The 24,963-nt window shown below is 28.9% G+C and carries 17 protein-coding genes; all 17 read left to right on the top strand.

Annotated elements, in window-relative coordinates; all coding sequences use genetic code 11:
- Positions 1 to 108 precede the first annotated feature (108 nt).
- Complete coding sequence (locus tag RWY47_RS10090) at positions 109 to 3,240, top strand: alpha-mannosidase (RefSeq protein ID WP_316030315.1); 3,132 nt, start codon at positions 109 to 111, stop codon at positions 3,238 to 3,240.
- Positions 3,241 to 3,412: 172 nt separating this feature from the next.
- On the top strand, positions 3,413 to 6,118 hold the full coding sequence (locus tag RWY47_RS10085; RefSeq protein ID WP_142730474.1) for an alpha-mannosidase: 2,706 nt from the start codon (positions 3,413 to 3,415) through the stop codon (positions 6,116 to 6,118).
- A gap of 72 nt (positions 6,119 to 6,190) precedes the next feature.
- On the top strand, positions 6,191 to 6,796 hold the full coding sequence (locus tag RWY47_RS10080) for a YesL family protein (RefSeq protein ID WP_021429792.1): 606 nt from the start codon (positions 6,191 to 6,193) through the stop codon (positions 6,794 to 6,796).
- A gap of 24 nt (positions 6,797 to 6,820) precedes the next feature.
- A complete protein-coding gene (locus RWY47_RS10075) occupies positions 6,821 to 8,524 on the top strand; it encodes a sensor histidine kinase (RefSeq protein ID WP_142730473.1) in 1,704 nt (567 codons plus the stop codon).
- The gene (locus tag RWY47_RS10070; RefSeq protein ID WP_025162051.1) at positions 8,517 to 9,998 is read left to right on the top strand and encodes a response regulator transcription factor; all 1,482 of its coding nucleotides are present in this window, start codon (positions 8,517 to 8,519) and stop codon (positions 9,996 to 9,998) included. The genes RWY47_RS10075 and RWY47_RS10070 overlap by 8 nt, the downstream gene beginning before the upstream one ends.
- A gap of 169 nt (positions 9,999 to 10,167) precedes the next feature.
- The gene (locus RWY47_RS10065) at positions 10,168 to 11,097 is read left to right on the top strand and encodes an ABC transporter permease (RefSeq protein ID WP_021432109.1); all 930 of its coding nucleotides are present in this window, start codon (positions 10,168 to 10,170) and stop codon (positions 11,095 to 11,097) included.
- Positions 11,098 to 11,119: 22 nt separating this feature from the next.
- Positions 11,120 to 12,070 (top strand): carbohydrate ABC transporter permease, encoded by a 951-nt coding sequence (locus tag RWY47_RS10060; RefSeq protein WP_021429863.1) that lies wholly within the window; start codon positions 11,120 to 11,122, stop codon positions 12,068 to 12,070.
- 32 nt (positions 12,071 to 12,102) lie between these two features.
- Positions 12,103 to 13,563 carry an ABC transporter substrate-binding protein gene (locus tag RWY47_RS10055; RefSeq protein ID WP_142730472.1) on the top strand — a complete coding sequence of 487 codons (1,461 nt, stop codon included), beginning with the start codon at positions 12,103 to 12,105 and terminating at the stop codon, positions 13,561 to 13,563.
- Positions 13,564 to 13,635: 72 nt separating this feature from the next.
- Entirely contained in the window at positions 13,636 to 14,910 is a 1,275-nt protein-coding gene (locus RWY47_RS10050; RefSeq protein ID WP_224170464.1) for a glycoside hydrolase family 125 protein, read from the top strand.
- Between the two features lie 18 nt (positions 14,911 to 14,928).
- The gene (locus RWY47_RS10045; protein WP_224170465.1) at positions 14,929 to 16,302 is read left to right on the top strand and encodes a glycoside hydrolase family 1 protein; all 1,374 of its coding nucleotides are present in this window, start codon (positions 14,929 to 14,931) and stop codon (positions 16,300 to 16,302) included.
- A 161-nt stretch (positions 16,303 to 16,463) separates the two neighbouring features.
- Complete coding sequence (locus RWY47_RS10040; protein WP_224170466.1) at positions 16,464 to 17,345, top strand: ROK family protein; 882 nt, start codon at positions 16,464 to 16,466, stop codon at positions 17,343 to 17,345.
- Positions 17,346 to 17,375: 30 nt separating this feature from the next.
- Positions 17,376 to 20,378 (top strand): endo-beta-N-acetylglucosaminidase, encoded by a 3,003-nt coding sequence (locus tag RWY47_RS10035; RefSeq protein ID WP_150842181.1) that lies wholly within the window; start codon positions 17,376 to 17,378, stop codon positions 20,376 to 20,378.
- Positions 20,379 to 20,435: 57 nt separating this feature from the next.
- On the top strand, positions 20,436 to 22,805 hold the full coding sequence (locus RWY47_RS10030) for a glycoside hydrolase family 31 protein (protein ID WP_224170467.1): 2,370 nt from the start codon (positions 20,436 to 20,438) through the stop codon (positions 22,803 to 22,805).
- A gap of 389 nt (positions 22,806 to 23,194) precedes the next feature.
- Positions 23,195 to 23,506 carry a phosphopantetheine-binding protein gene (locus RWY47_RS10025; protein ID WP_150886336.1) on the top strand — a complete coding sequence of 104 codons (312 nt, stop codon included), beginning with the start codon at positions 23,195 to 23,197 and terminating at the stop codon, positions 23,504 to 23,506.
- Positions 23,507 to 23,525: 19 nt separating this feature from the next.
- On the top strand, positions 23,526 to 24,257 hold the full coding sequence (locus RWY47_RS10020; RefSeq protein ID WP_199874209.1) for an enoyl-CoA hydratase/isomerase family protein: 732 nt from the start codon (positions 23,526 to 23,528) through the stop codon (positions 24,255 to 24,257).
- A gap of 17 nt (positions 24,258 to 24,274) precedes the next feature.
- On the top strand, positions 24,275 to 24,769 hold the full coding sequence (locus tag RWY47_RS10015) for a hypothetical protein (RefSeq protein ID WP_150844640.1): 495 nt from the start codon (positions 24,275 to 24,277) through the stop codon (positions 24,767 to 24,769).
- Positions 24,762 to 24,963, top strand: a 202-nt coding sequence (locus RWY47_RS10010; protein WP_316030314.1) for an acyl-CoA thioesterase, incomplete at its 3' end; no start/stop codon positions are given. The genes RWY47_RS10015 and RWY47_RS10010, both read left to right, overlap by 8 nt.

The following is a 24,963-nucleotide window of genomic DNA, read 5'->3' as shown; positions in this document are numbered from 1 at the left end:
TTATATTATAAAAGCTATACTAAGTAAATATAGATGTTTATATCAAATTGACAGTGAAAACGTTTCTAAATATAATGAGACTATATTATCGAAGGGGGAGAAAAAAGCATGAAAGATATGTTTTATACAATAGATAAGCTTAGAAATAGAATACATGAACTAGATGATTATAGATATAGAGATAAAGTAGAACTTGAATATTTTAACACGAAGTTAAATGGGGACAGAGATATAGCGCCTAATATTCCAACTGAGTATGATGGAGTTATAAAAACTGGGGAGATATGGAAAGGAAGAGATTTATACCTTTGGATGCAAAAGGAAGTTGATATACCATCAAACTGGGAGAATAAAACTGTTGTTGGGATATTTGATTTCGGAGAAACTGGAGCTGGGAACAACTCTGGATTTGAATCGTTATTTTATCTAAATGATAAGCCTTACCAAGGGGTTGATAGTAATCACAAAGAAGTATTTTTACCTAAAGATATTAATGGAACTAGGGTAGAATTAATATTTAGACTATGGACTGGGCTTGAAGGAGGAGGAATTCCAAGAGAACAAGAGCATCGTATAAATAGAGCTCAATTAGCGTGGTTAGATGAAAAAGTAGATGATTTATTCTACAATGCAAGTGTAATTTTAGAAACAATAGGAGAGCTAGACGAGTATTCTCCAGATAAAGTTCACTTAACAAAAATACTAAATAATGCATTTAAATTAATTGATTGGGCGTATCCAGGTAATGAAGATTTTTATAATTCACTACATGAAGCATCAGATTACTTAAATAAAGAAATAGATAAAATTTATAAACATTCAGTAGTTAATGTAACTTGTATTGGACACACTCATATAGATGTTGCTTGGCTTTGGAGATTAAAACACACTAGAGAGAAATGTGCAAGGTCGTTTTCAACAGTATTAAGATTAATGGAAAGATATCCTGAGTATATATTTTTACAAACACAACCTCAGCTATATGAATATGTAAAAAATGATTATCCGGAATTATATGAAGCTATAAAACAAAAGGTTAAAGATGGTAACTGGGAAGTTGATGGTGGAATGTGGCTAGAAGCAGATTGTAACATACCATCAGGAGAATCTTTAGTAAGACAAATTTTAGTAGGGTCAAGGTTTATAAAAGAAGAATTTAATAAAGATGTTGAATATTTATGGTTACCAGATGTTTTTGGATATTCATGGGCGTTACCTCAAATATTAAAAAAATCTGGTATAGATATGTTTATGACAACTAAGATAAGTTGGAATCAATATAATAGGATGCCACATGATACATTTAAGTGGAGAGGAATAGACGGTTCAGAAATACTAACTCACTTTATAACAACTCCAGAACCATGGAGTCAACCTGGATCTTGGTTCTATACATACAATGGAAGACTTACACCTAAAACAGTAAAAGGGGTATGGGATGCATACACAGATAAAGGAATAACTAATGATTTATTAGTATCTTATGGTTTTGGAGATGGTGGCGGTGGAGTAAATCGTGAAATGTTAGAGTATAGAAAAAGATTAGATAAAATGCCAGGATTACCTAATGTAAAGACTGGAAAAGCTAGTGAATACTTTAGATGTTTAAAAGAAAAGGTAGAAAAAACTGACGAATATGTTCATACATGGGATGGAGAATTATACTTAGAATATCATAGAGGTACATATACAAGTCAGGCATACACTAAAATGATGAATAGAAAACTAGAACTTTTATATAGAGAAACAGAGTGGTTATCAACTGTAGCTTGCTTAACTAACAATGATTGGTCATTATATGCTAATAATGAAATAACTAAAGGATGGAAGACTATACTTAGAAATCAATTCCATGACATAATACCTGGTTCATCTATAACGGAAGTTTATGAAGATGCAAAACAAGAGTATAAAGAAGCAGAAGATATCGCATTAGATATACAAAATAAACTTGAAGAAATATATATAAATAAAGATGAACATACTTGGACAATAGTAAATAACTCTAACTGGGATAGAAATGAATCTATAGATATAAAATGTGATGAAGATGGAAGTTTTTATGATGAAGATGGAAATAAACTAAAATATCAAAGAAATAAAGATGAATATACAGTAGAAATTAAAAATATTCCAGCACTTGGATATAAAAGAATAATATTAAAAAAAGATGATGTACAATATGATAACAACTCAGTATTTGAATACTGTGATGGTAAAATTTCAACTCCTAAATATAATATAGAGTGGAATGAATATGGACAATTAACATCTATATATGATAAAGAAAACAAAAGAGAAGTATTGGCTAAGGGCGAAAGAGGAAATGTTCTTCAAATGTTTGAAGACAAGCCAATGGCACATGAAGCGTGGGATATTGATATATTCTACCAAGAGAAGATGAGAGAAGTAAAAGATTTACAAAGCGTTGAATTAATAGAAGACGGAAATATAAAAGCTGTTATAAGATTTAAATATAAATATATGAACACAACAATAAGCCAAGACATGATAGTATACGCTAATAGCAATAGAATAGATTTTAAAACAAATGTTGATTGGAGAGAGAAAAAGCAATTACTTAAGGTGGCATTTGTAGTAGATATAAGAAGTACTATGGCTACGTACGATGTTCAGTTTGGAAATGTAAAAAGACCAACTCACTGGAATACTAGTTGGGATAGAGCTAGATTTGAAAGTGTTGCACAACAATGGGTTGATTTATCTGAAAGAAATTATGGTGTAAGTTTATTAAATAATTGTAAATATGGCCATGACATAAAAGACAATGTAATGAGATTAACATTATTAAAATCAGCTACACACCCTGATCCAGTACAAGATCAAGGAGAACAAAACTTTACTTATTCACTATTACCTCATAGTGGCGATTTTATAGATGGAAACACAGTAAAACATGCATATGAACTTAATCAACCGTTAAAATCTATAAAAGGAATGTTAAAGAGTGAGGTTAAAAAACAATTATTTAAATTTAATGATGCAAATATATTAGTTGATGCTATAAAAAAAGCTGAAGATGAAGATATGATAATAATACGTTTCCATGATTATTCAGGAAGTAGACAAAATGTAAGTATAGATAGTGATTATGAAATTACTGGATGGATGGAGACAAACTTAATGGAAAAACCAATAGAGAATTTAAGAAATGAAAACTCTATAAATGTTGTTGTAAATCCATATGAAATTAAAACACTTATGATAAAAATGAAGTAATCTAGATTTAGCAGAGGCTTGTGATGTAGATATTTGTTTCCTTCACACAAAGCACTAAGAGCATGTGCTTTAAGTGTTTCGTCAACAATTATCTACATCACTTTGCTTTCTGACTTCAATTAATTCACTGCATTAAGGTGTGGTGGAGAGAATTAGTATTGGGGGATTTTTTATGAAAAAGACTGCACATATAATATCTCATACTCATTGGGATAGAGAGTGGTATTTACCATATGAAACACATCATATGATGCTTATAAAAACTATGGATACTTTACTTGATACATTTGAGAAAGATCCAGAGTTTAAATATTATCATCTAGATGGTCAAACAGTTTTACTAGAAGATTATTTAGAAGTTAGACCTGATAGAAAAGAGCTTTTAGAAAAGGTTATTAAAGAAGGAAGACTTAAAATTGGACCTTGGTATGTTCTTCAAGATGAGTTTTTAACAAGCAGCGAATCAAATGTTAGAAATTTACAATATGGTCATAAAGATGCAAAGAATTATGGAGTTGAAGCGTGTAAAATAGGGTACTTCCCAGATTCTTTCGGGAACATGGGTCAAGCCCCTCAAATATTAAAGCAAGCAGGAATAGATGCTGCAGCTTTTGGAAGAGGAGTAAAACCAACTGGGTTTAACAATGAAGTAAGTGCTGATGATAAATTTGAATCTCCATATTCTGAAATGTATTGGGAAAGTCCAGATGGATCTAAGGTATTAGGAATACTATTTGCTAACTGGTATTGTAATGGAATGGAAATACCTACTGATGAAAAAGAAGCTAAAAATTATTGGAGTAAGAGAATAGATGATGCTGGAAAATTTGCATCAACAAATCATTTGTTATTTTTAAATGGATGTGATCATCAACCTATTCAAACTGATTTATCAGAAGCTATCAAAATGGCTAAGAACATATATAGTGATATAGACTTTATACACTCTAACTTTGAAGATTATGTAAAGGATTTAAAAAGTAATATAGATAAAGATTTACAAATTATAAAGGGAGAATTAAGAAGTCAGCAAACTGATGGATGGTACACACTTGCTAATACAGCTTCATCGAGAGTTTACTTAAAGCAATGGAACCAACTTTGCCAGACTTTATTTGAAAAAGTAGCTGAACCAATAGCAACTATGGCTAGCCAATATGGTTTTGAATACCCTCATCATTTATTTGAGTATGGATGGAAATCTTTAATGAAGAATCATCCTCACGACAGTATTTGTGGGTGTAGTGTAGATGAAGTTCATAGAGAAATGGTAGCTAGATTTGATAAAGCTAAGGATGTTGCTAAGTATATTGTAAATGAAAGTTTAACTTATATATCTAGTAAAATAAACACTCTGAAATTTAAAGATTTAGGAGAAAATGTATATCCATTTTTAGTTTTAAATACATCAGGGTATGATAGAAAAGGCTTAGTTAAAGTTGAGGTTGATATAGTAAGAAAGTATTTTAAAGAAGGACATCCAAATGAAATAGCAAAAGAAATGAGAAATATAAAGCTTCCTAAGTTTAAAGTAGTTGATATAAATGGAAATAAAATAGATTCAAATATAAATGATTTAGGAATAAAATTTGGATATGATTTGCCAGATGATAAATTTAGACAACCTTATTATTCAAGGCTAGTAAGTGTTGAGATTGAAACTAATAATATTAAGTCTTTTGGATGGGATACATATGCTTTAGTAGAGGATGATTCAAATAGCATTGAAAATAGTATTAATAGCTTAATAAATGAAAATATATTAGAAAATGAAAATATAAGAGTTAAAATAAATGAAAATGGAAGTATTGATATATTAGATAAAAATACTAATAAAGTTTTCAAAGATTTATGTGTATATGAAAATACAGGTGACATAGGTAATGAATATATTTATAAAATGCCAGAGGGTGAAACACCATTAACTACTAAGGAAATAAAAGCTAATATAAATATAAAAGAAGATTTACCATATAAAGCTGTTGTGGAAGTTATTCATAAGTTGGATATTCCAAAAAGTGCAGATTACTTGTTAGATAAAGAAATTGAAGAAGTATTAGAATTTAAGCATAGAAAGGCACAAAGAGTTAAAGAAACGTTACAGATGGAAATAAAAACTACCTTAACTTTAGAAAAAAGTGCTAAGGGATTAAAGGTTGAATCTGAATTTAACAATATCTGTAAAGACAATAGAATGAGGATGTTATTTAATACAGATATAGAAAGTAATGTTCATTATGCAGAATCAATATTTGAGGTAGCAAAGAGAAATAATATTCCACATACATCTTGGGAAAATCCATGCAACTGCCAACATCAGCACACATTTGTAAATATACATGACGATAACTATGGACTTACAATTGCAAATAAAGGGTTAAATGAATATGAAATTTTGAATAATGATAGAAATACAATTGCAGTTACATTATTAAGAAGTGTTAGAGAATTAGGTGATTGGGGCGTTTTTGAAACTCCAGAAGCTCAGTGTTTAGGAAATCATAAAGTAGAGCTTGAAATAATACCTCATGGTAAAGAAGTATTTGATTCTTATAAGGAAGCTCATTTATTCCAAATACCTATAATTTCTAAACAAATGTCTATACAAAGTGGAGAAATACCTTGTGCAAACGGTTTACTAAATGTAGAGGGGTATGGTATAATGTGGTCAACATTAAAAAGGGAATGTAAAAATGGAAATAATATATTAAGAGTATACAATTTAAACAAAGAAGAAACTATTTTAAATTTAAGTAGTTGTAGTTTATTAGGGGATAAGTATAGAGCGAATATATTAGAGAATAAAATCCAAAAAATTACAGAAAATAAAATCCACTTAAGACAATCAGAAATAGTAACTGTAAGCATAGGGAAGTAAATTAACGTAAAAAGGTTATCTGATTGGATGACCTTTTTATTTTTTTAAATATTAATATTGAGGTGATATGTTATGAAAATGGAATCTGTTATATTTAATTTTTGCAGTTGGATATGGAAGTTTGCAGTACTAAATCTTTTTTGGTCTGTAGGAACTTTACTTGGAGGGGTTGTATTAGGGATAATGCCATCAACTGTTGCAACTTTTTATGTTTTAAGAAAATGGGTTCAAGGGGATTTAGAAATTAATATTTTTGAGTCATTTAAAGGAGCTTATAAAAAGGAGTTTTTAAACTCAAATAAGTGTGGAGCGGTATTTTTAGGGATATTTTTATTTTTAGCATTTGATTTATGGATTTTATACCAAATAGATGCTATATATGCAACTGTAATTTATATATTAGTAAATGCAACTTTGTTTTTTTCTGTTATTGCATTTATATACTTTTTCCCAACTTATGTACACTTTGAATTATCGACTAAGGATTATATAAAAAATTCCTTTATGTTATCAATGGGAAGTCCAAAAGAGACTATTTTAATATTAATTGGAATAGCACTACTTGCATACTTTGTAAAAAGTAGTCCTGGATTATTAATATACTTTGCTGTAGTTGTACCAGGGTATTGGGTGATGAATATTTTATATAAAAAGTTTTTAAAGCTTCAAAGGGCATAAAATTTACATGGGGAGAGGGGTAACTTGAAAAAACTATATAATTTATACACATCTAAAAACCTATTTAGCAAGATGCTACTTATATATTCCGCAATAACCATTGTATCTATTTGTTTACTATCTAATATATTTTTAAAGTATTATTTAGAGAGTGAACTACAAAACGAGTTAAACATACATTCAGAGATGATATTTAATATAGAAAAAAGATTCGAAGAACAAGATATAGTAAGTACCTCTCTTATAAATGGAATAAATACACAAAAAAAGATTACTGATGAAATTCAGATGCTGATAAACTCAACATATGAAGATTATATAAGCTACAAATTAGATAAATTTTCAAGTACAAATGTAAAAGAAGCAGACTTAGACTATGTAGTAAAAACTATATTATCAGGTAGAAGTGATGCGTTAGCTATTATAATAAATGATAAAAATAAAGAATATGTAAGCGAGCTTGTTTTTAAACACAGTGATTGGTATAAGTTGAAAAATAAGTTAAAAAGTAAATATATTAGGAAAATAACTAAGCCTATAAAAAATATAGATTCTACTTATGTAATAGGGTATGTTGATATATATTTTGATTTGACAAATATAAATAACTTAATTGATGGATCAAATTTAAAAGGTAGGCTTTTAATAGCAGATAATTCTAATGACATAATACTAGATTCTTATAGGGAAAAAAGCATATGGAATATAGAAAAAGTTGAAGAAAAATATTTAGATAAGAATAGCAAATTGGCAACTGTAAAACAGGATGTACAAACCAAGTATAAATATATTAGCGTAATAAAAAATGAAGATCTAGGAATTGGAAGCATGATTTTTAAAATATCTTTAATTTCATTGTTATGTATTGCACTAATACTTTTTATTACTTACCTTGTAATAAAAAATTTCTCTGATAAATTAAGTAATATGATGCAAGGAATAGAAAATATAAAAAGAGGAGATTTAAGTGTACGATTTAATGTTGAAAAAGAAGAAGATGAACTAGATATGATTGCAATTGAAATTGATAGAATGTGTGAGAGTTTGCAAGAAAATATAGAGAAAACATATAAGTCTGAAGTAAAACAAAAAGAAGCGGAATTAAATGCACTTCAAGCTCAAATAAAACCACACTTTTTATACAATACATTAGAGGTTATTAGGATGTGTGCTTTAGCAAGTAAAAATAAAGAAGTTGCGAACATGATATATAATTTAGCTAGCATGTTCAAGTACTCTACATATAATAATGCTTCGGATGTTAAATTGTCAGAAATGATTAATTACTGTGAAATGTATTTAAATTTATGTTGTACAAGATATAAAGGAATAATTGATTATAAAGTAGATATTGATGAAGAACTATTAGATTTTAAAGTTCCAAAATTTATATTGCAACCAGTAATAGAAAATAGTATAAATCATGGTATGGCAAAAGATAGAAATGATAATTTCATATCTATAAAGGCAAATATAATTGAAGAAGATATAGAACTTATAGTTGAGGATAACGGAGTTGGAATAAGTAGTGAAAGAATGAATACGATTGAAGAAAACTTAAATCAAAATTTACAGAAGAAAAGTTCGATAGGATTAATGAATATAAACAGCAGGCTTAAAATTAGGTTTGGTGATAAATATGGGATACATATAAACAGCGAAGAAAATAGAGGAACTATAGTTAAACTTAAAATACCTATTTTAAAGGATGGAGTTAAAAATGTATAAGTTATATTTATTAGACGATGAACCATTTATTTTAGAAGGTCTTAAATATATTATAGATTGGGAAGAATATGGATTTGATGTAGTAGGAACTTCAAGTAACGGAGAAGATGGATTTAACTTTATAAAAAATGAGGATGTAGATTTAATAATAACTGACATAATGATGCCTAAAATGACTGGGCTAGAACTAATTAGCAATTTAAAAAAAATTAACCATAATGCTAAGTTTATAGTACTAAGTGCATTTCAAGAATTTCAATATGCAAAAGAGGCTATTAGTATGGGGGCTGAAAACTACTTAACTAAACCTATAGATGAAGATGAATTGATACAGACGATAGAAGGGGTTAAGAAAAAAATTGAAAAAATAAAGTTAGAAAAAGTAGATACAAAGATATTTAAAAATGATCTTATATTAAAATTAATATGTAATAAAAATAATGATGGAGTATTGGATAGATTAAGATTAGAAGGTGTAAATTTAAATTATAAAAATTTATGTGTAGTAATATTAGAGTTTGCAGAAGGTGGTAATATAAATAATAATATATTAAATCATATTGATAATTTAAATTATGAATATTGTGTAAATCTTCAAAATCAAATTTTAATTATAATGGATAAAGAATCTATAAATAAAGATACTTTAAGAAATTTAAAAGATGATTTTAGTAGTATAACAAATGAACAAATATATATAAGTAGAGGCAAATACGTTGACTCAATAGATAATTTAAATTGTAGTTATCAAAGTGCTAAGGATATTCATGAATATAAGTTGGTTTACCCAAATATATCTTGGATTAGAGAGTACAAAGAAAAGTCATATAACCTTGAGAATATAGACTATATAGATTTCAATCATTTAAAAAAGCTTCTGTTAAATAAAGATAATAAAGAATCTTTAAATTATATTGAATCGATATTTAGCAAATTAAAAAAGGATGAGAATCTTACAGTAAAGCAAATTAAAACAAAGTCTATTGAAGTGTTTTTAAATGTATATAATTATTTCAATGACTCTAAGATTATAAAAGGATTAGATTTATATCTTGAAAAAGTTATAAACTCAGTTAACTTAGATCAAATACAGGTTGAGTTAAATAATATGATTAAGCATAGACAGTCAAAATTAGAAGAAACGGATGATAGTATAAGCCCTATAATATTAAAGCTCTTAAGAAACATAGAAAAAAATTATAGCAAAGATTTAAACTTAAAGGAAATAAGTGAAACTTATAATATAAATTCTATATATTTAGGACAATTATTTCAAAAAGAAACAGGTATATTGTTTTCAGATTATCTGAATAATTTTAGGGTTAATAAAGCAAAAAATTTACTAGTAGAAACAAGTTTAAAAGCTGCAGAAATTGGAGAACTAGTAGGTTATGCAAATAAGAATTATTTTTATAGAAAGTTTAAAGATATAGTTGGAATTACACCTAGTGAATGGAGAAAAATAAACTTATAAAGATATGCCTCTAATTAAGAGGCATTTTTTTACGCAACGGGAAGTGTATTTTGATAAAAATAGGAAAACGTATCCACAAACTAAGGAAAGTGTAGCGAATCTAAAGATAGTAAACTTTAGAAAGGCTTTTCCTAATGATAAAATATAATTAGGAAAAGGGGTGACGCTGATGAAGAAATTCATGAAAGATTTATGGAAAAATAGAGCTTGGTTGTTGATGGTATTGCCAGGAACTATATGGTTACTAGTATTCTCATACTTGCCTATGTTTGGGACAGTATTAGCGTTTAAAAATTATAAAATGCACCCAGGCGGATTTGTACAAAGTTTAATAAATAGTGAATGGGTTGGATTTGATAACTTTAAATTTTTATTTACAAGTGGAGATGCATTTCGTATAACACGAAATACTATTTTGTATAACTTGGTGTTTATAGTGTTAGGACTTATATTTGCTGTATTTGTTGCTATAACATTAAGTGAAATAGCTAATAAAAAATTAGCTAAAGTATATCAAACAGGGATGTTATTCCCACATTTCTTATCTTGGGTAATTGTAAGTTACTTTGTATTTAGTTTCTTAAGTACAGATAAAGGTATGGTTAACTCTATTCTATCTACATTTGGGGCAGAACCAGTAGCTTGGTATAGTGAACCGAAACATTGGCCTTTCATACTAATATTTATGAATATATGGAAGGGTGTAGGATATGGAAGTATAGTTTACTTAGCTGCAATAGTAGGAATAGATAGAACATACTATGAAGCTGCTACTATAGATGGAGCTAGTAAATGGCAACAAATAAAGAATATAACAATACCTCTAATAGTACCACTTATGATTATACTTACGATAATGGCTATAGGTAGAATATTTAACTCAGATTTCGGATTATTCTACAATATACCGAGAAACTCAGCTGTATTATATCCAGTAACAGATGTTATAGACACATATATATACAAAGGTCTTATGAATATGGGGAACATTGGTATGAGTACAGCAGCTGGTTTATATCAAGCAGCAGTTGGATTTATATTAATAATGACAACTAATAAGCTAGTTAAGAAGGTAGATCCAGAATATGGTTTATTCTAAAAAAGAAAGGAGATAGGCAATCGTGGAAAGTGTAGTATCTAAAGAACAAGAAAAAAAGCCTAATCTTTTAGGGAAGAAAAAGAAGAAAGCATATAATGAAGGGTTTACAGGAATTACTAATATAATTTCAAATATTATACTAGCTATAATGGCTATAGCATGTGTATTCCCGTTTGTATTTGTAATAATAATATCTTTAACATCAGAACAATCATTATTACAAAATGGATATTCAATATTCCCAGAAGAGTGGAGCTTAGATGCTTATAAATATTTACTTACATCAGGTAAACAGTTAATGCATTCTTACTTAGTTACTATAGTAGTAACTGTTGTAGGAACAATAATAAATGTAAGTATGGTATCAACTTATGCTTATGCAATATCTAGACAAAACTTTAAATATAGAAAACAATTCACATTTTTAGTGTTTTTCACAATGTTATTTGGTGGAGGGATGGTTCCTTCATACATAGTAATGACTCAGGTATTAGGTCTTAAAAATACTATATGGGCATTAATATTACCACTAGCATTTAATGCATTTAACATAATAGTTATGAAGACATTTTTCCAAAGGTCTGTTCCAGAATCTATAATAGAATCTGCAAGAATAGATGGAGCAAGTGAATTTAAAATATTTATAAAAATGGTTATACCTTTGGCATTACCAGGTATCGCAACGATTGCGTTATTTAGTACATTAGCATATTGGAACGATTGGTTTAACGCGATGTTATATATAGATCATCAAAATTTAATACCACTTCAACATATGCTTATGAAAATAGAAAAGAACTTAGAGTTTATAAGACAAAATGCAATGTTAAGTGGAGAAGTAATGCAAAACTTACCACAAGAATCAGTTAGAATGGCTATGGTAGTTATATCTACATTGCCAATAGCATGTAGCTATCCGTTCTTCCAAAAATACTTTATAAGTGGATTAACAGTTGGAGGAGTAAAAGAATAATAACTTACTAATAAAATTGGGGAGGAAGTAAAATGAAATTTAAAAAGGTATCGAGCCTATTTTTAGCGGCGACTTTAGGGGCAACAATTCTTACGGGATGTAGTAGTTCAAATGATGATAAGGGTGCATCAAAAGATTCAAATGGAAACACAGAATTAGTATGGTATATGATAGGGACTCCACAACCAGATCAAGCTAAGGTTATGGAAGAAGTTAATAAATACACAAAGGAAAAGATAGGTGTAACTATAGATTTAAGAATGGTAGACTGGGGAGATTATGGCCAAAAAATGCAAGTTATAACTTCATCAGGGGAGCCATATGATTTAGCATTTGCAAGTGATTATGCAATAAATGCACAAAAGGGAGCGTATTTAGAAATAACAGATGAAATGTTAGATAAAAATGCTAAAGAATTAAAAGAAGCTATAAACCCATTATTCTTAGAAGGGGCATCTATAAACGGAAAACTATATGGAATACCTGCAAATAAAGAAGTTGGACAACAAATGGGATGGGCATATAATGTTGAAATGGCTAAGAAAGCTGGAGTAGACATGTCAAATGTTAAAACTCTAGAAGATTTAGGTCCAGTATTAGAAAAGGTTAAGGCTAAGAACTCAGACTTAAAAATGCCAATGGCGGCAGGAGCAAACTTCATGCCATACATGCCGTATGACTTATTATTAGGTGATAACTTACCATTTGCAATATCTTTAGAAGGAGATACGAAAAAAATAGTAAATCTATATGAACAAGAAGATGTAAAGAAAACTTTAAATACACTAAGAGATTTCTATAAAAAAGGATACATACATTCTCAAGCAGCAACAGATACTGATCCACATGAGATGAGTGTTCAAAACTGGTTCGTAAGAAAAGAACAATATGCACCAGGAGCTAAGGAAATGTGGTCATCTAATGCAGGATACGAAATTGGATATACACCAATGCATGATCCTTTAACTATAAATAACTCAGTTACTGGATCTGTAATGTCAATATCTGCAACATCTCAACATCCAGATGAGGCTCTTAAGTTCTTAAACTTATTAAATACAGATGAGTATTTAAGAAACTTAATAGATAGAGGTATAGAGGGTGTACATTATAAAACAAATGAAGATAAGACTATAACTAAAACTGAAGAAGCTAAGGGATACAATATGCCATCTTGGGCTTTAGGAAATGTACTTATAACTAAATCATTTGATACTGATCCAAAAGATAGAATAGAGCAATATGAAGAGTTTAATAAGTCAGCAGTTGCTTCTCCAACATTAGGATTCTATGTAGATACTACAGAGATAAGCAATGAAGTAGCTAATATATCAAACATAGTTCAAGAATTTAAATCGCCATTATTTACAGGATCTGTAGATACAGATAAGTATTTAAATGAGTTAAATAAAAAGTTAGATGCAGCGGGAATAGATAAAGTTATGGAAAACATACAAGCTCAATATGATAAATGGATGGCAGATAAAAAATAATAAAATTATATTTAAATTATATTAAGAGGCTATCAATATGGTAGCCTCTTATGTAAATTATGGGAGGAAATTATGTACAGTTCAATAGATAAGCTAATAATAACAGTGAAGGAAAAATTTAAAGATGATAAAAAAATAGCAGAGATGTTTGAAAAGTGTATCTTAAACACTATAAACACTACTGTTAAGAGAATGGAAGATGATACTACATATGTACTAACTGGGGATATACCGGCTATGTGGCTTAGAGATTCTGTTTGTCAAATTAGACCATATTTAGTTTTAGCTAATGAAGATAAAGAAATAGCAGACATGATAGAGGGATTAGTAGAAAGACAATTTAGATATATATTAATAGACCCATATGCAAATGCATTTAATGAAAGTGCAAATAAGGCGGGTCATCAAACTGATTTAACAGATATGAAACCAGAAGTTTGGGAAAGAAAGTATGAAATAGATTCTTTATGTTTTCCTATACAGTTGAGTTACTTATTATATAAAAATACAGGTAGAACTTCTCAGTTTAATGAAACATTTGTAAAGGCTGCAAACTCAATAATAGAATTATGGAAAGTTGAGCAAAACCACGAAGAAAAATCACCGTATTTATTTGAGAGATTAGATTGTAGACAACTAGATACCCTAGCAAGAAGTGGAAAAGGACCAGTTCACAAACAAACTGGAATGACTTGGTGCGGATTTAGACCAAGTGATGATGCTTGTACATATAGTTATTTAGTTCCATCTAATATGTTTGCAGTAGTGGTATTAGGCTATATAAACGAAATAGCGACGAATATAATAAATGATGATGTATTAGCTAAAAAAGCTGAGATGTTAAGAAATGAAATAAATGAAGGAATAGAAAAATATGCAGTTTATAATCACCCAAGATGTGGAGAAATCTACGCTTATGAAGTTGATGGGTTAGGAAATTATAATTTAATGGATGATGCAAATTTACCAAGTTTATTAGCAATACCTTATTTAGGATATGCTGACTTAAATGATGAAAGGTACATAAATACAAGAAAATTTATACTTAGCACTGAAAATTCAGAGTTTCATATAGGAAAATATGCTAGTGGAGTTGGAAGTCCACATACTCCAGAAGGATATATATGGCATATATCTCTTGCAATGCAAGGATTAACTACAGATGATGAAAATAAAAAAAGAGAATTAATAGAAATAATGAAAAATACTGATGCAGGGACTTACTTAATGCACGAAGGGTTCAATCCAAATGACCCAAATATGTTTACTAGAAATTGGTTCTCTTGGGCCAATATGATGTTTTGTGAGTTAGTTCTAGATTACTGTGGGATAAAAGTAAAAAAATAATTTATATGGAGGGCTACTATGGATTATATATTTCCAAAGGATTTTTGGTGGGGGAGTGCTTCTTCTGCAACTCAGATGGAAGGTGCATTTGATATTGAAGGAAAAGAAAAAAATATATGGGACTATTGGTTTGAGATAGCACCAGAGAAATTTCATAATGAAATAGGGCCAAGCAATACTAGCCAATTTTATTATAAATATAAAGAAGATATAAAATTAATGAAAGAGTTAGGACACAATTCATTTAGATTTTCAATAAGCTGGTCTAGACTTATAAAATCAGATGGAAGTATAAATGAAATAGCTGTAGATTTTTACAATGATGTAATTAACACTCTTTTAGAAAATGAGATAGAACCTTTTATAAATTTATTTCATTTTGATATGCCGATGTATTTACAAGAACTAGGAGGATGGGAAAATCGTGATGTTGTAAATAGATATCAAAATTTTGCAAAGCTATGTTTTGAATTATTTGGAGATAGGGTTAAAAATTGGTTTACTCATAATGAGCCGATAGTACCTGTAGAATGTGGATACCTAGGTGAATACCACTATCCAGCTGTAGTGGATTTTAAGAGAGCTGTACAAGTTGGATACAATATAATGCTATCGAGTGCTTTAGCTATTATGGAGTATAAAAAATTAAACCTAGAAGGTCAAATAGGGATAATAATAAATTTAACGCCTTCATACCCTAGAAGCAATTCAAAAGAAGATTTAAACGCATCTAATATTGCAGATCTAATATTAAATAGATCGTTTTTAGATACATCTGTACATGGAGAGTTTCCTAATGAGTTAGTAGAATTTTTAAAAAGTCATGATTTAATTCCTGTTTATAAAAATGAGGATTTAGAAATTATAAAAAATAACACTGTGGATTTATTAGGTGTTAATTATTATCAGCCTAGAAGAGTGAAGGCAAAGGAAAGTTCAAAAGGAGATGTCTTAACACCAGAGAGCTTTTTCGATTTCTATGATATGCCAGGTAAAAAAATTAATCCTCATAGAGGATGGGAAATCTATGAAAAAGGTATTTATGATTTAGCTATTAACATAAGAGACAATTACAATAATATACCTTTTTATATATCTGAAAATGGCATGGGGGTAGAAGGTGAAGAAAAGTTTAAAATAGATGGACAAATAAATGATGACTATCGTATTGAGTTTATAAAAGAGCACTTAAAATATGTCCATAAGGCTATTGAAGAAGGATGTAATGTTAAAGGATATCATTTATGGACATTTATGGACAACTGGTCTTGGTTAAACTCATATAAAAATAGATATGGATTTGTGGAAGTTAATATAAATGATGAATATAAAAGAACTCCTAAGAAGAGTGCTTATTGGTTTAAAAAATTAATTGAGAATAATGGATTTTAAATTTTACATATAGACTTATCGTAGTATTATTGTCTATTTCCTTCACACGAAGTGCAAAAGGCGCACTTTGAGTGTTTCGTCAATAGCCAATAATACTACTTTGAAAATTAATAATGGGAAAATTTAAAAATGCATTATTTCTTGTGGAGGGGGATTTGAGGATGAAGTATGTTGTTTTTGATATAGGTGGAACTAATATTAAATACAGTTTGATGAATAAAGATGGTGAAATGTTAGATTCTAATTTAGTTCCTACACCTCATCAAGGAGAAGGAAAAACTTTGGAACTTTTAGTTGATATTATAAAAAATTATCAATTAGAAAATGAAATTGATGGAGTTGCTATGAGTGTACCTGGGGGAATAGATGATGATGGATATATACATTTCATGGGATCTGTATTTGATTTACAAGATATGTATTTAAACAAATATATAAAGAAGCATACAGGACTTGAATGTGTATACGACAATGATGTTAATTGTGTTGCTATGGCTGAAAAGTATAAAGGTAATGCTATGGATAATAAAAACTTTGTATGCATAACGATAGGAACTGGAATTGGTGGAGGTGTGTTTATAAACAACCAACTATATAGAGGACATAGAGGTATGGCTGGAGAGTTTGGAATAAATATATTAGAACACAGAAAGTCAGAACTTCAAAGTTTGAACTATAAAACATTTAGTAGAGTCGGATCTACCTATAATTTGATTGATAGAGTTAATAAACTAAAAAAATTAAATTTAGATGGGAAAAAAGTATTTGAGCTAGCTGAAAGTGGAGATTTAGAAATTCAAAAGGAAATAGAAGAGTTTTACTTTAGTTTAGCTGTAGGAATTTACAACATTGCTTACAGTTTTGCTCCAGAGAAGATTTTAATTGGAGGAGGAGTAAGTGTGAGGTCAGATTTAATAGAAAATGTTAAAAAAAACTTAGAATTATTAAATCCAGAAGTGATTGATATGGTAGATATTGATGTTTGTAAATTTCAAAATGACTCAGGTAAAATAGGAGCACTTTATAAATATTTAAATAGGTAGTAAATATTTTATAAATAGAAGGGGATCTACATGAAATATAAAAAGACTATTACATCAACTATTGTAGCGTTAAGTTTATTTGGGGCAACACCTATAATAGGACATGCGCTTCTTGAATCAGATCAGAAAATTCAAGAAGAGACAGGGCAGCCATTTTCATCATATTGGTATCCAAAAGAACTTTTAGCATGGAGTCCAAATAATGACAAAGATGCTAAGTTTAACATTGGAACAGTTCCACTACAAGCAAGGACAAAAGGAGATGTTGTTAAAAATTCACAAGATGATGAAGCCAAGGTTATATCATTAGCTATAGCAAATAAAACAACCAGCTCTACTCCATCTCAAGGTAAAACTGAATTTGAAGGATACAATTTTAGCTATTGGCAATATATTGATACATTAGTGGCCTGGGGAGGGTCAGCAGGTGAAGGACTAATAGTTCCACCGAGTGCAGATATAATAGATTCAGCACATACAAATGGGGTTCCGGTTTTAGGTACTGTATTTTTTCCTCCAGAAGATTATGGAGGGAAATTCGAATGGATGCATGAATTTTTAGTTAAAGATAAAGATGGAAATTTTCCAATGGCACATAAATTAGTAGAGGTAGCACAATATTATAATTTTGATGGATGGTTTATAAATCAAGAAACTGGAAATAGAGGATCAGATTATATAAATCCAGAACTTGCAGATTTAATGAAAGAGTTCTTAGAATATTTACAAAAGATAAAGCCAAAAAATATGGAAATCGTGTGGTATGACTCTATGATTGATGATGGTAGAGTATTTTGGCAAAATAGATTAAATCAATATAATAAAAACTTTTTAGGTGAAAAGGGAAAAGAGTTATCTGATAGTATGTTTTTAAATTTTTGGTGGACTGAGGATAGATATTCAGTAGTAGATCCAAATAATGATGATAATAGACTTATATATAATGTAACAGGGAATGAGCTTAAAGAGTCTGGAGATTTAGCAAAAAAAATGGGAAGAGATAAATACGATTTGTATGCAGGTGTTGATGTTCAAGCTAATGGATATAATACGCCTATAAAATGGAATTACTTATTCCCTAAAAATCAAGAAGCTAACACCTCTTTAGGATTATACTGTCCATCTTGGACTTATGATTCATCAAAAACAGTAGATGAATTTTTACAAAAAGAAAGTAGGTTTTGGGTTAATGAAAAAGGAGATCCAAGAAGTCAGAGTAGTGAAGACTGGAAAGGTATTTCTAATAACATAGTTGAGAAAAGCCCAATAACGCAGTTACCATTTGTAACTAACTTCTCTATGGGGAATGGTGAATTTTTCAATGTAGATGGAGTACAAGTATCAGAAAAGGATTGGAATCATAGAGGAATGATGGATATACTTCCTACATACAGGTGGATAATTGATAATAATAAAAATAATTTAACGGCTAATATTGATTATAAAAATGCTTATTATGGAGGCAATTCGATAGGTATAAATGGAAGTTTAGCAAATGGAGGAACAACGAAGGTCAAATTATTTGCAACTGATTTAGAGCTAACTAATAACAGTGAGGTTAGTATAAAGTACAAAGAAAGTGGAGGAAATTCTAATATTATATTAGAATTTGAACTAGATAATGGTGAGAATAAAATAATTAACTTAGAATCTAAACAAAGTGGGGAATGGATAGATGCAAAAGCATCTCTAAGTCAATTTAAAAAGTTAAAAATAAAAGAAATTTCTTTAATTATAGAAGGAAAAGAATCGTCTAGTTCATACAATTTAAATTTAGGGCAGATATCTGTAAATAACAAAAATACTAAAGACAAAGTGTCCAAGATAAAAAATTTAAAAGTTGAAGATTTTAAAGTAATAGATAATTATTATGGTAATGCAAGGCTAACTTGGGATAAATCAGAAAAGAATATTAGCCATTATGAAATATATTTAGAGAATAGTGATGGGCATAGAGAACTGGTAGGGGCTACACCAACCAATGCTTTTTATGTAAAAGATATTGAGAGAGACCTTCAATTAGACTCTAAAACTAATTTTATAGTTAAGCCTATAAGTAATTTGTTTAAAAGTGAAGAAAAAAATGAAGCTAAAATTACTGTGAAATGGCCAGATCTAGAAGCTCCAAAAGCTGACTTTGAAGTTAGCTCACCGATAGTTTTACCTGGGCAGTCTGTGAATTTTAAAGATAAATCTTTAGCAGGAGAAACTGTTAAATGGAAAATAGAAGGTCTGAATAAAAATGAAGAAGTAACAGGAAATGAAGTTAGTATAAAGTTTGATAAACCAGGAGTGTACTCTGTGACACAGATAGTATCAAATCCAGCGGGAGATACTGTAAATAAAAAAGATGATTATATAGTTGTAAGCAGCCAAGCTAAAGATGGATTAAAGAATTTAGCTTTAAACAAAGAAGCAATTGCAAATGCAAAAACTAATGAAAATGAAGATGCTAAGTTTGCTTTTGATGGTAAATTAAATAGTAAATGGTGTGCACTTGGAGAAAGCGGAAACTATATACAAGTAGATTTAGGGAAAGAAAATATTATAAAACAATTAAGAATTAGTCATGCTGAAGCAGGTGGAGAGGCTAAAAGTATGAATACATCTCAGTATAATATAGAAGTTAGTAATGATGGTCAAATTTGGAGAAAAGTAAAAGATGTTTCAAATAACTCAAGTTCAATATCTAATGATGACTTAAATTATGAATTAGCTAGGTACATAAAAGTTAATATAAATAAATCTGAGCAAGGGTCTGGTGGAGCAACTAGGATTTATGAAATAGAAGCTTTGGGGTTAGATACTAATAAAATAACTGTTATAGATAATAAAGAAGCTTTAGCTAACTTTATTAATAAAGTCAATGAATTAGAATCTTTATATAAAGATTTAGGAACAACTGATGAAAATTTTGAAAAAATACTATATAGGGCAAAACAAATTATAGAAATAGTTGAAGTTGATAAAGAAGAAATATTAAATGTACAAAATGATTTAGAAGACGCTTTTAATGAAATAAAAAATACATAAAATGAAACTACAAGCTGATGTAAAATACATCAGCTTGTAGAATATAAAGGAGAAAAAATGTTTGGGAAAATATTAGATTACAATATAAAAAACAATATTATAAATATACAATATGAAAAAATAGAAACAAAGGTAAGTATAGTAAACTCTAATATAATAAATTTTTTCGCACCGATATTTAGAAAAAAGCAAACTTCATATGCTGTAGAAAATTTAAAATTTGGAAATTGTGATTTTGAAGTGGTTGAGATAAATGACTACATACAAATCAAGACAAGTGAACTAACTGTAAACATATATGATGAATTTAAGATAGATATATATAATAACCTTGGAGAGTTACTATGTGAGGATTATAGAGGTAAAAGAGAGCCATTTATAAAAAACTGTGCAGGAAGATTAGATATAGCAATTCAAGAAGGACATAAGCCTAATGAGCATATGGACTTTAAAGTGTTTATACCAAAGAAGCTAGAAGATGATATGTATTTTTATGGATTTGGAGAAAAAACAGGGCACTTAAATAAAAGGAATTGCCATTATTTAAATTGGAATACAGATGATCCAAGCCCACATGGAGAAACTTACGAAAAACTATATAAATCTATACCATTTTTTATAAATCTTAAAAAAGAAAATGCTTTTGGTATTTTCTTTGATAATACATTTGAAACTCATTTTGATTTAGGTAAGGAAAATTCAAAATATTACTATTTCGCAGCTATAGAGGGAAATATAGATTACTACTTTATATATGGACCATCGGTAAAAAATGTATTAAAAGGATATACTTACTTAACTGGAACTACACCGCTTCCTCAAATGTGGACGTTAGGATATCAGCAATGTAGATGGGCCTATTGTCCAGAAGAAAATGTTATGGAAATTTCAAAAAAATTTAGAGAAAAAGAAATTCCATGTGATTGCATATATTTAGATATAGAGTATATGAATGGATTTAGAGTATTTACATGGGATGATAAAAAATTCCCAGATCCTAAGAGAATGATAAAAAAACTAAATGAAGATGGATTTAAGCTAGTTACAATTATAGACCCAGGAGTAAAAGTTGATAAAGATTATAACATTTTTAATGAAGGACTTAAAAAAGGATATTTTGCAACAAATAAAGATGGAATTGTACATACGGGATGGGTTTGGCCAGGACACTCTGTTTTCCCAGATTTTATAAATAAAGAAGTTAGAAATTGGTGGGCAGAAAATCAAAAGATTTTAACAGATATAGGGGTTGCAGGAATTTGGAATGATATGAATGAGCCTGCAAATTTAGGGGTTGAATTACCTTTAGATTTAAAGTTTAACAATGATGGAGAAATTGTAGAACATAAAGAAGTTCATAATGTGTATGGGCATATGATGGATAAAGCTACTTATGAAGGAATCAGAAAAAGTACGAATAAAAGACCATTTGTAGTTACTAGAGCATGTTATGCAGGTACACAAAAGTACTCAACTGCATGGACTGGAGATAATCAAAGTACATGGGAACATTTAAGGATGAGCGTACCTATGCTTATGAATTTAGGGATTAGTGGTATGGCGTTTTGTGGAACAGATGTAGGTGGATTTGGATATGACACTACTCCAGAACTTTTAAGTAGATGGGTACAAGTTGGAACATTTACACCATTATTTAGAAATCACACAACTATATACTCTAGAGATCAAGAGCCTTGGGCATTTGATAAGACTACAGAAGAGATAAATAAAAAATATATAAAATTAAGATATAAATTAATTCCATATATCTATGATTTATTTAAAGAGTGTGAAGACAAGGGACTTCCTATTATAAGACCATTGTTACTTCATTATCAAAATGATATTGATACATATGAAATAAACGACCAATTCATGTTTGGTGAAAAAATTATGGTAGCTCCAATTTTAGAACAAGGTAAAAAAGCTAGAATGGTATACTTACCTAAAGGAAGCAATTGGGTTGATTATTGGAATAAAAATAAATTTAAAGGAGGGCAATATATAATAAAAGAAACTCCTTTAGATGTGTGTCCTATATATATCAAGGAAGGCTCTATAATACCAAATTATCCAAGGATAAACTATATAGGAGAAAAGGAAATTGATGAACTCACTTTAGATATATATCCATACGAAAGTAATTTCAAGTATACTCACTATCAAGATAATGGTGAAGATTTCAAATATAAAGATGGAGAATATAACTTATATGAGTTTTGTATAAATTCAGGTGAGAATATAGAATTTAAAAGTTCAGTTTTAAATAATGGGTACGAAAATACTTATAAAAGTTTAAAACTTATATTTAATGGAGTAAAAGCGGAAAATGTATATCAAGGAGATAAAAGTATAGATTTTAAAATTTTAAATGAAAATACTATTATAAAGGTTAAAAATTTAGACTTTAGCATAAAAATAATATAACAAATAAAGAGGTAACTATAAAAAATTATATATTGGACACTAAAAAAGAGTGTCTATTGAATTAAACCCGATTAGATAGATATGAGAAATAGACTATTTAGTCGGGTTTAAATTTTGAAATTTTACAGGGGAAATTATGATATTGCCAACGGATTGACAGCTGATATTTTAAATAATGATACTAGTTATATAGTATTTAAACAATAGCTAAAAAATTTGGAAAATATTGATTTAGTATTTATAATTTTCTACTATATATTCTGGAATAAAGACATGTTATTCCTAAAAAATACAAAATAATACATTTTATGATATTATCTCATTTAAATAAATCTAACTCTCTAAGACCTATATTTATAATAATGAGAGTATAATAAGGGGGATATTATATGAAACAATTAACTGCAGAAATAAAAAATAATATACGAAATATGGTTTATGATTACCTTTCTGAAGAATGTGAAGTTGAGAAAGAAGAGATAAGTGATAATACACTTGTTATGGATGATTTAGATGGAGACTCACTTATGTTTGTAGAATTAATTGAAATAATGAAATCTAAATATGATTTAAATATTCAAATGCAAACAATAGGGAAGTATTTATTAAAACATCCAGCAAAAACAGTATTAGAAGTTATAGATACATGTGAAAATGTGTACTTAAAAGAAGATAAAATAGTAGAAATTGCTAAGGTATAATGTGATGGATGCTATAATTATGACATCAATAACCTATACAAAGGTTATTGATGATATTGCATATTTAACTTTGAATAATGGTACATACAACACAATAGATGATGCTATCTTTCTTGACTTGGATAGATTTAAAATATTTATAAACCAAAATCCTCAACTAAAGGGATTAGTAATAATGGGTGAAGGAAGACATTTTTCTTCTGGAGCAAATCTAAATAATATAAAAAATAATTCAAAAAACGTAAATTTATTAGAAGATAGTCTAAATAGAGGGAAAGAAATTCTTAATTATATTGAAACATTACCATTAATCACAGTGGCGGTAATAAAAGGGATATGCTTTGGGGCAGGCGTTGAAATTGCAATGAGCTGTGATTATAGAGTATGTAGTAAAAATTCTAAATTTAGTTTTCCTGAATCGGAAAACGGATTCATGCCTGGTTTAGGAGGATGTCTAAGATTACCTAAAATAGTTGGGAAAAAGGAAGCGTTAAAGTTGATATTATCAAGTGTAATTATTGACTCAGAAGAGGCAAATATGATTGGGCTAGTTGATAAAGTAGTAGCTAAAGGGGAAGCATTAGATGAAGCTATTAGTATTATAAATTATCTAACTAATGATAGAAGTATAGAGCAAGTAAGAAATATATGTAGTTTAGTGAAGAAACAGGCACTTATAGATAAAAATGCTTTAAATGATGAAAGCAAGTACTTTTCAAAGCTAGTTCAAACTAAATTTGATAATCATTAATTTTAATGAGGTGTAACATGCTTTTTAGAATAAAGGACGGCTACTATGTTTTACAGAGAAAAATTTTAGTTAGGAAAAAGGATATATTATTAGACTCATTATTTTTACAAATATATAATCAGCAAAAATTTTCAAATTGGATTACACAGAAGCCTTTTGTTGAGCTTATTTATAAAAATAACAAATTTGATGTAGGGACTATTAGCACATTAAAATTTGGTTTTTTTCCTTTTAGTTATAGTTTTATATCAAGGAAAGTTGAAAAAAACAAATATATTGAGGCAGAGATAATAGGAAGATTTGAAGGGAAGATTACGAGCAATTTTATAGAGAATGAAGAGACTATTATGCTAGAGCACACTATCTATATAAAAGGAAAAAATAAATTTACTAATGTATATTATCTCTTTGCAGGTGCGATTCCTCATACACCTTACATGAAATCTAGAGAAAAACTAATGATAAAAAATGCAATGATTGACAGTAAGAAGGGGGTGGAGGAAAATGCTTAAACATAAACATGATTTTGAAGTTCAAGGATATGAACTTGACTCCTTCAATCATGTGAATAATGCAGTTTATTTAAACTATTTAGAGTCTGCAAGGTGGAATTTTTTTAAAGATCATGGATATCTAGAGTTTATGATGAGTGAGAGAATATATCCTGTTGTTATTGAAGCACATATAAAGTATATTAGAGACATAT

Source organism: Paraclostridium sp. MRS3W1, assembly GCF_032465715.1.
Lineage (GTDB): Bacteria > Bacillota > Clostridia > Peptostreptococcales > Peptostreptococcaceae > Paraclostridium > Paraclostridium dentum.
Note: the sequence above shows the minus strand (reverse complement) of the source record. Positions and strands in the feature narration are given on the sequence as shown.

Excerpts from the sequence above, each read along its gene's own strand:
- RWY47_RS10020 (WP_199874209.1), top strand. The coding sequence starts at position 23,526 with ATGACATCAATAACCTATACAAAGGTTATTGATGATATTGCATATTTA.
- RWY47_RS10015 (WP_150844640.1), top strand. The coding sequence starts at position 24,275 with ATGCTTTTTAGAATAAAGGACGGCTACTATGTTTTACAGAGAAAAATT.
- RWY47_RS10085 (WP_142730474.1), top strand. The coding sequence starts at position 3,413 with ATGAAAAAGACTGCACATATAATATCTCATACTCATTGGGATAGAGAG.
- RWY47_RS10045 (WP_224170465.1), top strand. The coding sequence starts at position 14,929 with ATGGATTATATATTTCCAAAGGATTTTTGGTGGGGGAGTGCTTCTTCT.
- RWY47_RS10030 (WP_224170467.1), top strand. The coding sequence starts at position 20,436 with ATGTTTGGGAAAATATTAGATTACAATATAAAAAACAATATTATAAAT.
- RWY47_RS10035 (WP_150842181.1), top strand. The coding sequence starts at position 17,376 with ATGAAATATAAAAAGACTATTACATCAACTATTGTAGCGTTAAGTTTA.
- RWY47_RS10065 (WP_021432109.1), top strand. The coding sequence starts at position 10,168 with ATGAAGAAATTCATGAAAGATTTATGGAAAAATAGAGCTTGGTTGTTG.
- RWY47_RS10070 (WP_025162051.1), top strand. The coding sequence starts at position 8,517 with ATGTATAAGTTATATTTATTAGACGATGAACCATTTATTTTAGAAGGT.
- RWY47_RS10055 (WP_142730472.1), top strand. The coding sequence starts at position 12,103 with ATGAAATTTAAAAAGGTATCGAGCCTATTTTTAGCGGCGACTTTAGGG.
- RWY47_RS10050 (WP_224170464.1), top strand. The coding sequence starts at position 13,636 with ATGTACAGTTCAATAGATAAGCTAATAATAACAGTGAAGGAAAAATTT.
- RWY47_RS10090 (WP_316030315.1), top strand. The coding sequence starts at position 109 with ATGAAAGATATGTTTTATACAATAGATAAGCTTAGAAATAGAATACAT.
- RWY47_RS10040 (WP_224170466.1), top strand. The coding sequence starts at position 16,464 with ATGAAGTATGTTGTTTTTGATATAGGTGGAACTAATATTAAATACAGT.
- RWY47_RS10025 (WP_150886336.1), top strand. The coding sequence starts at position 23,195 with ATGAAACAATTAACTGCAGAAATAAAAAATAATATACGAAATATGGTT.
- RWY47_RS10080 (WP_021429792.1), top strand. The coding sequence starts at position 6,191 with ATGAAAATGGAATCTGTTATATTTAATTTTTGCAGTTGGATATGGAAG.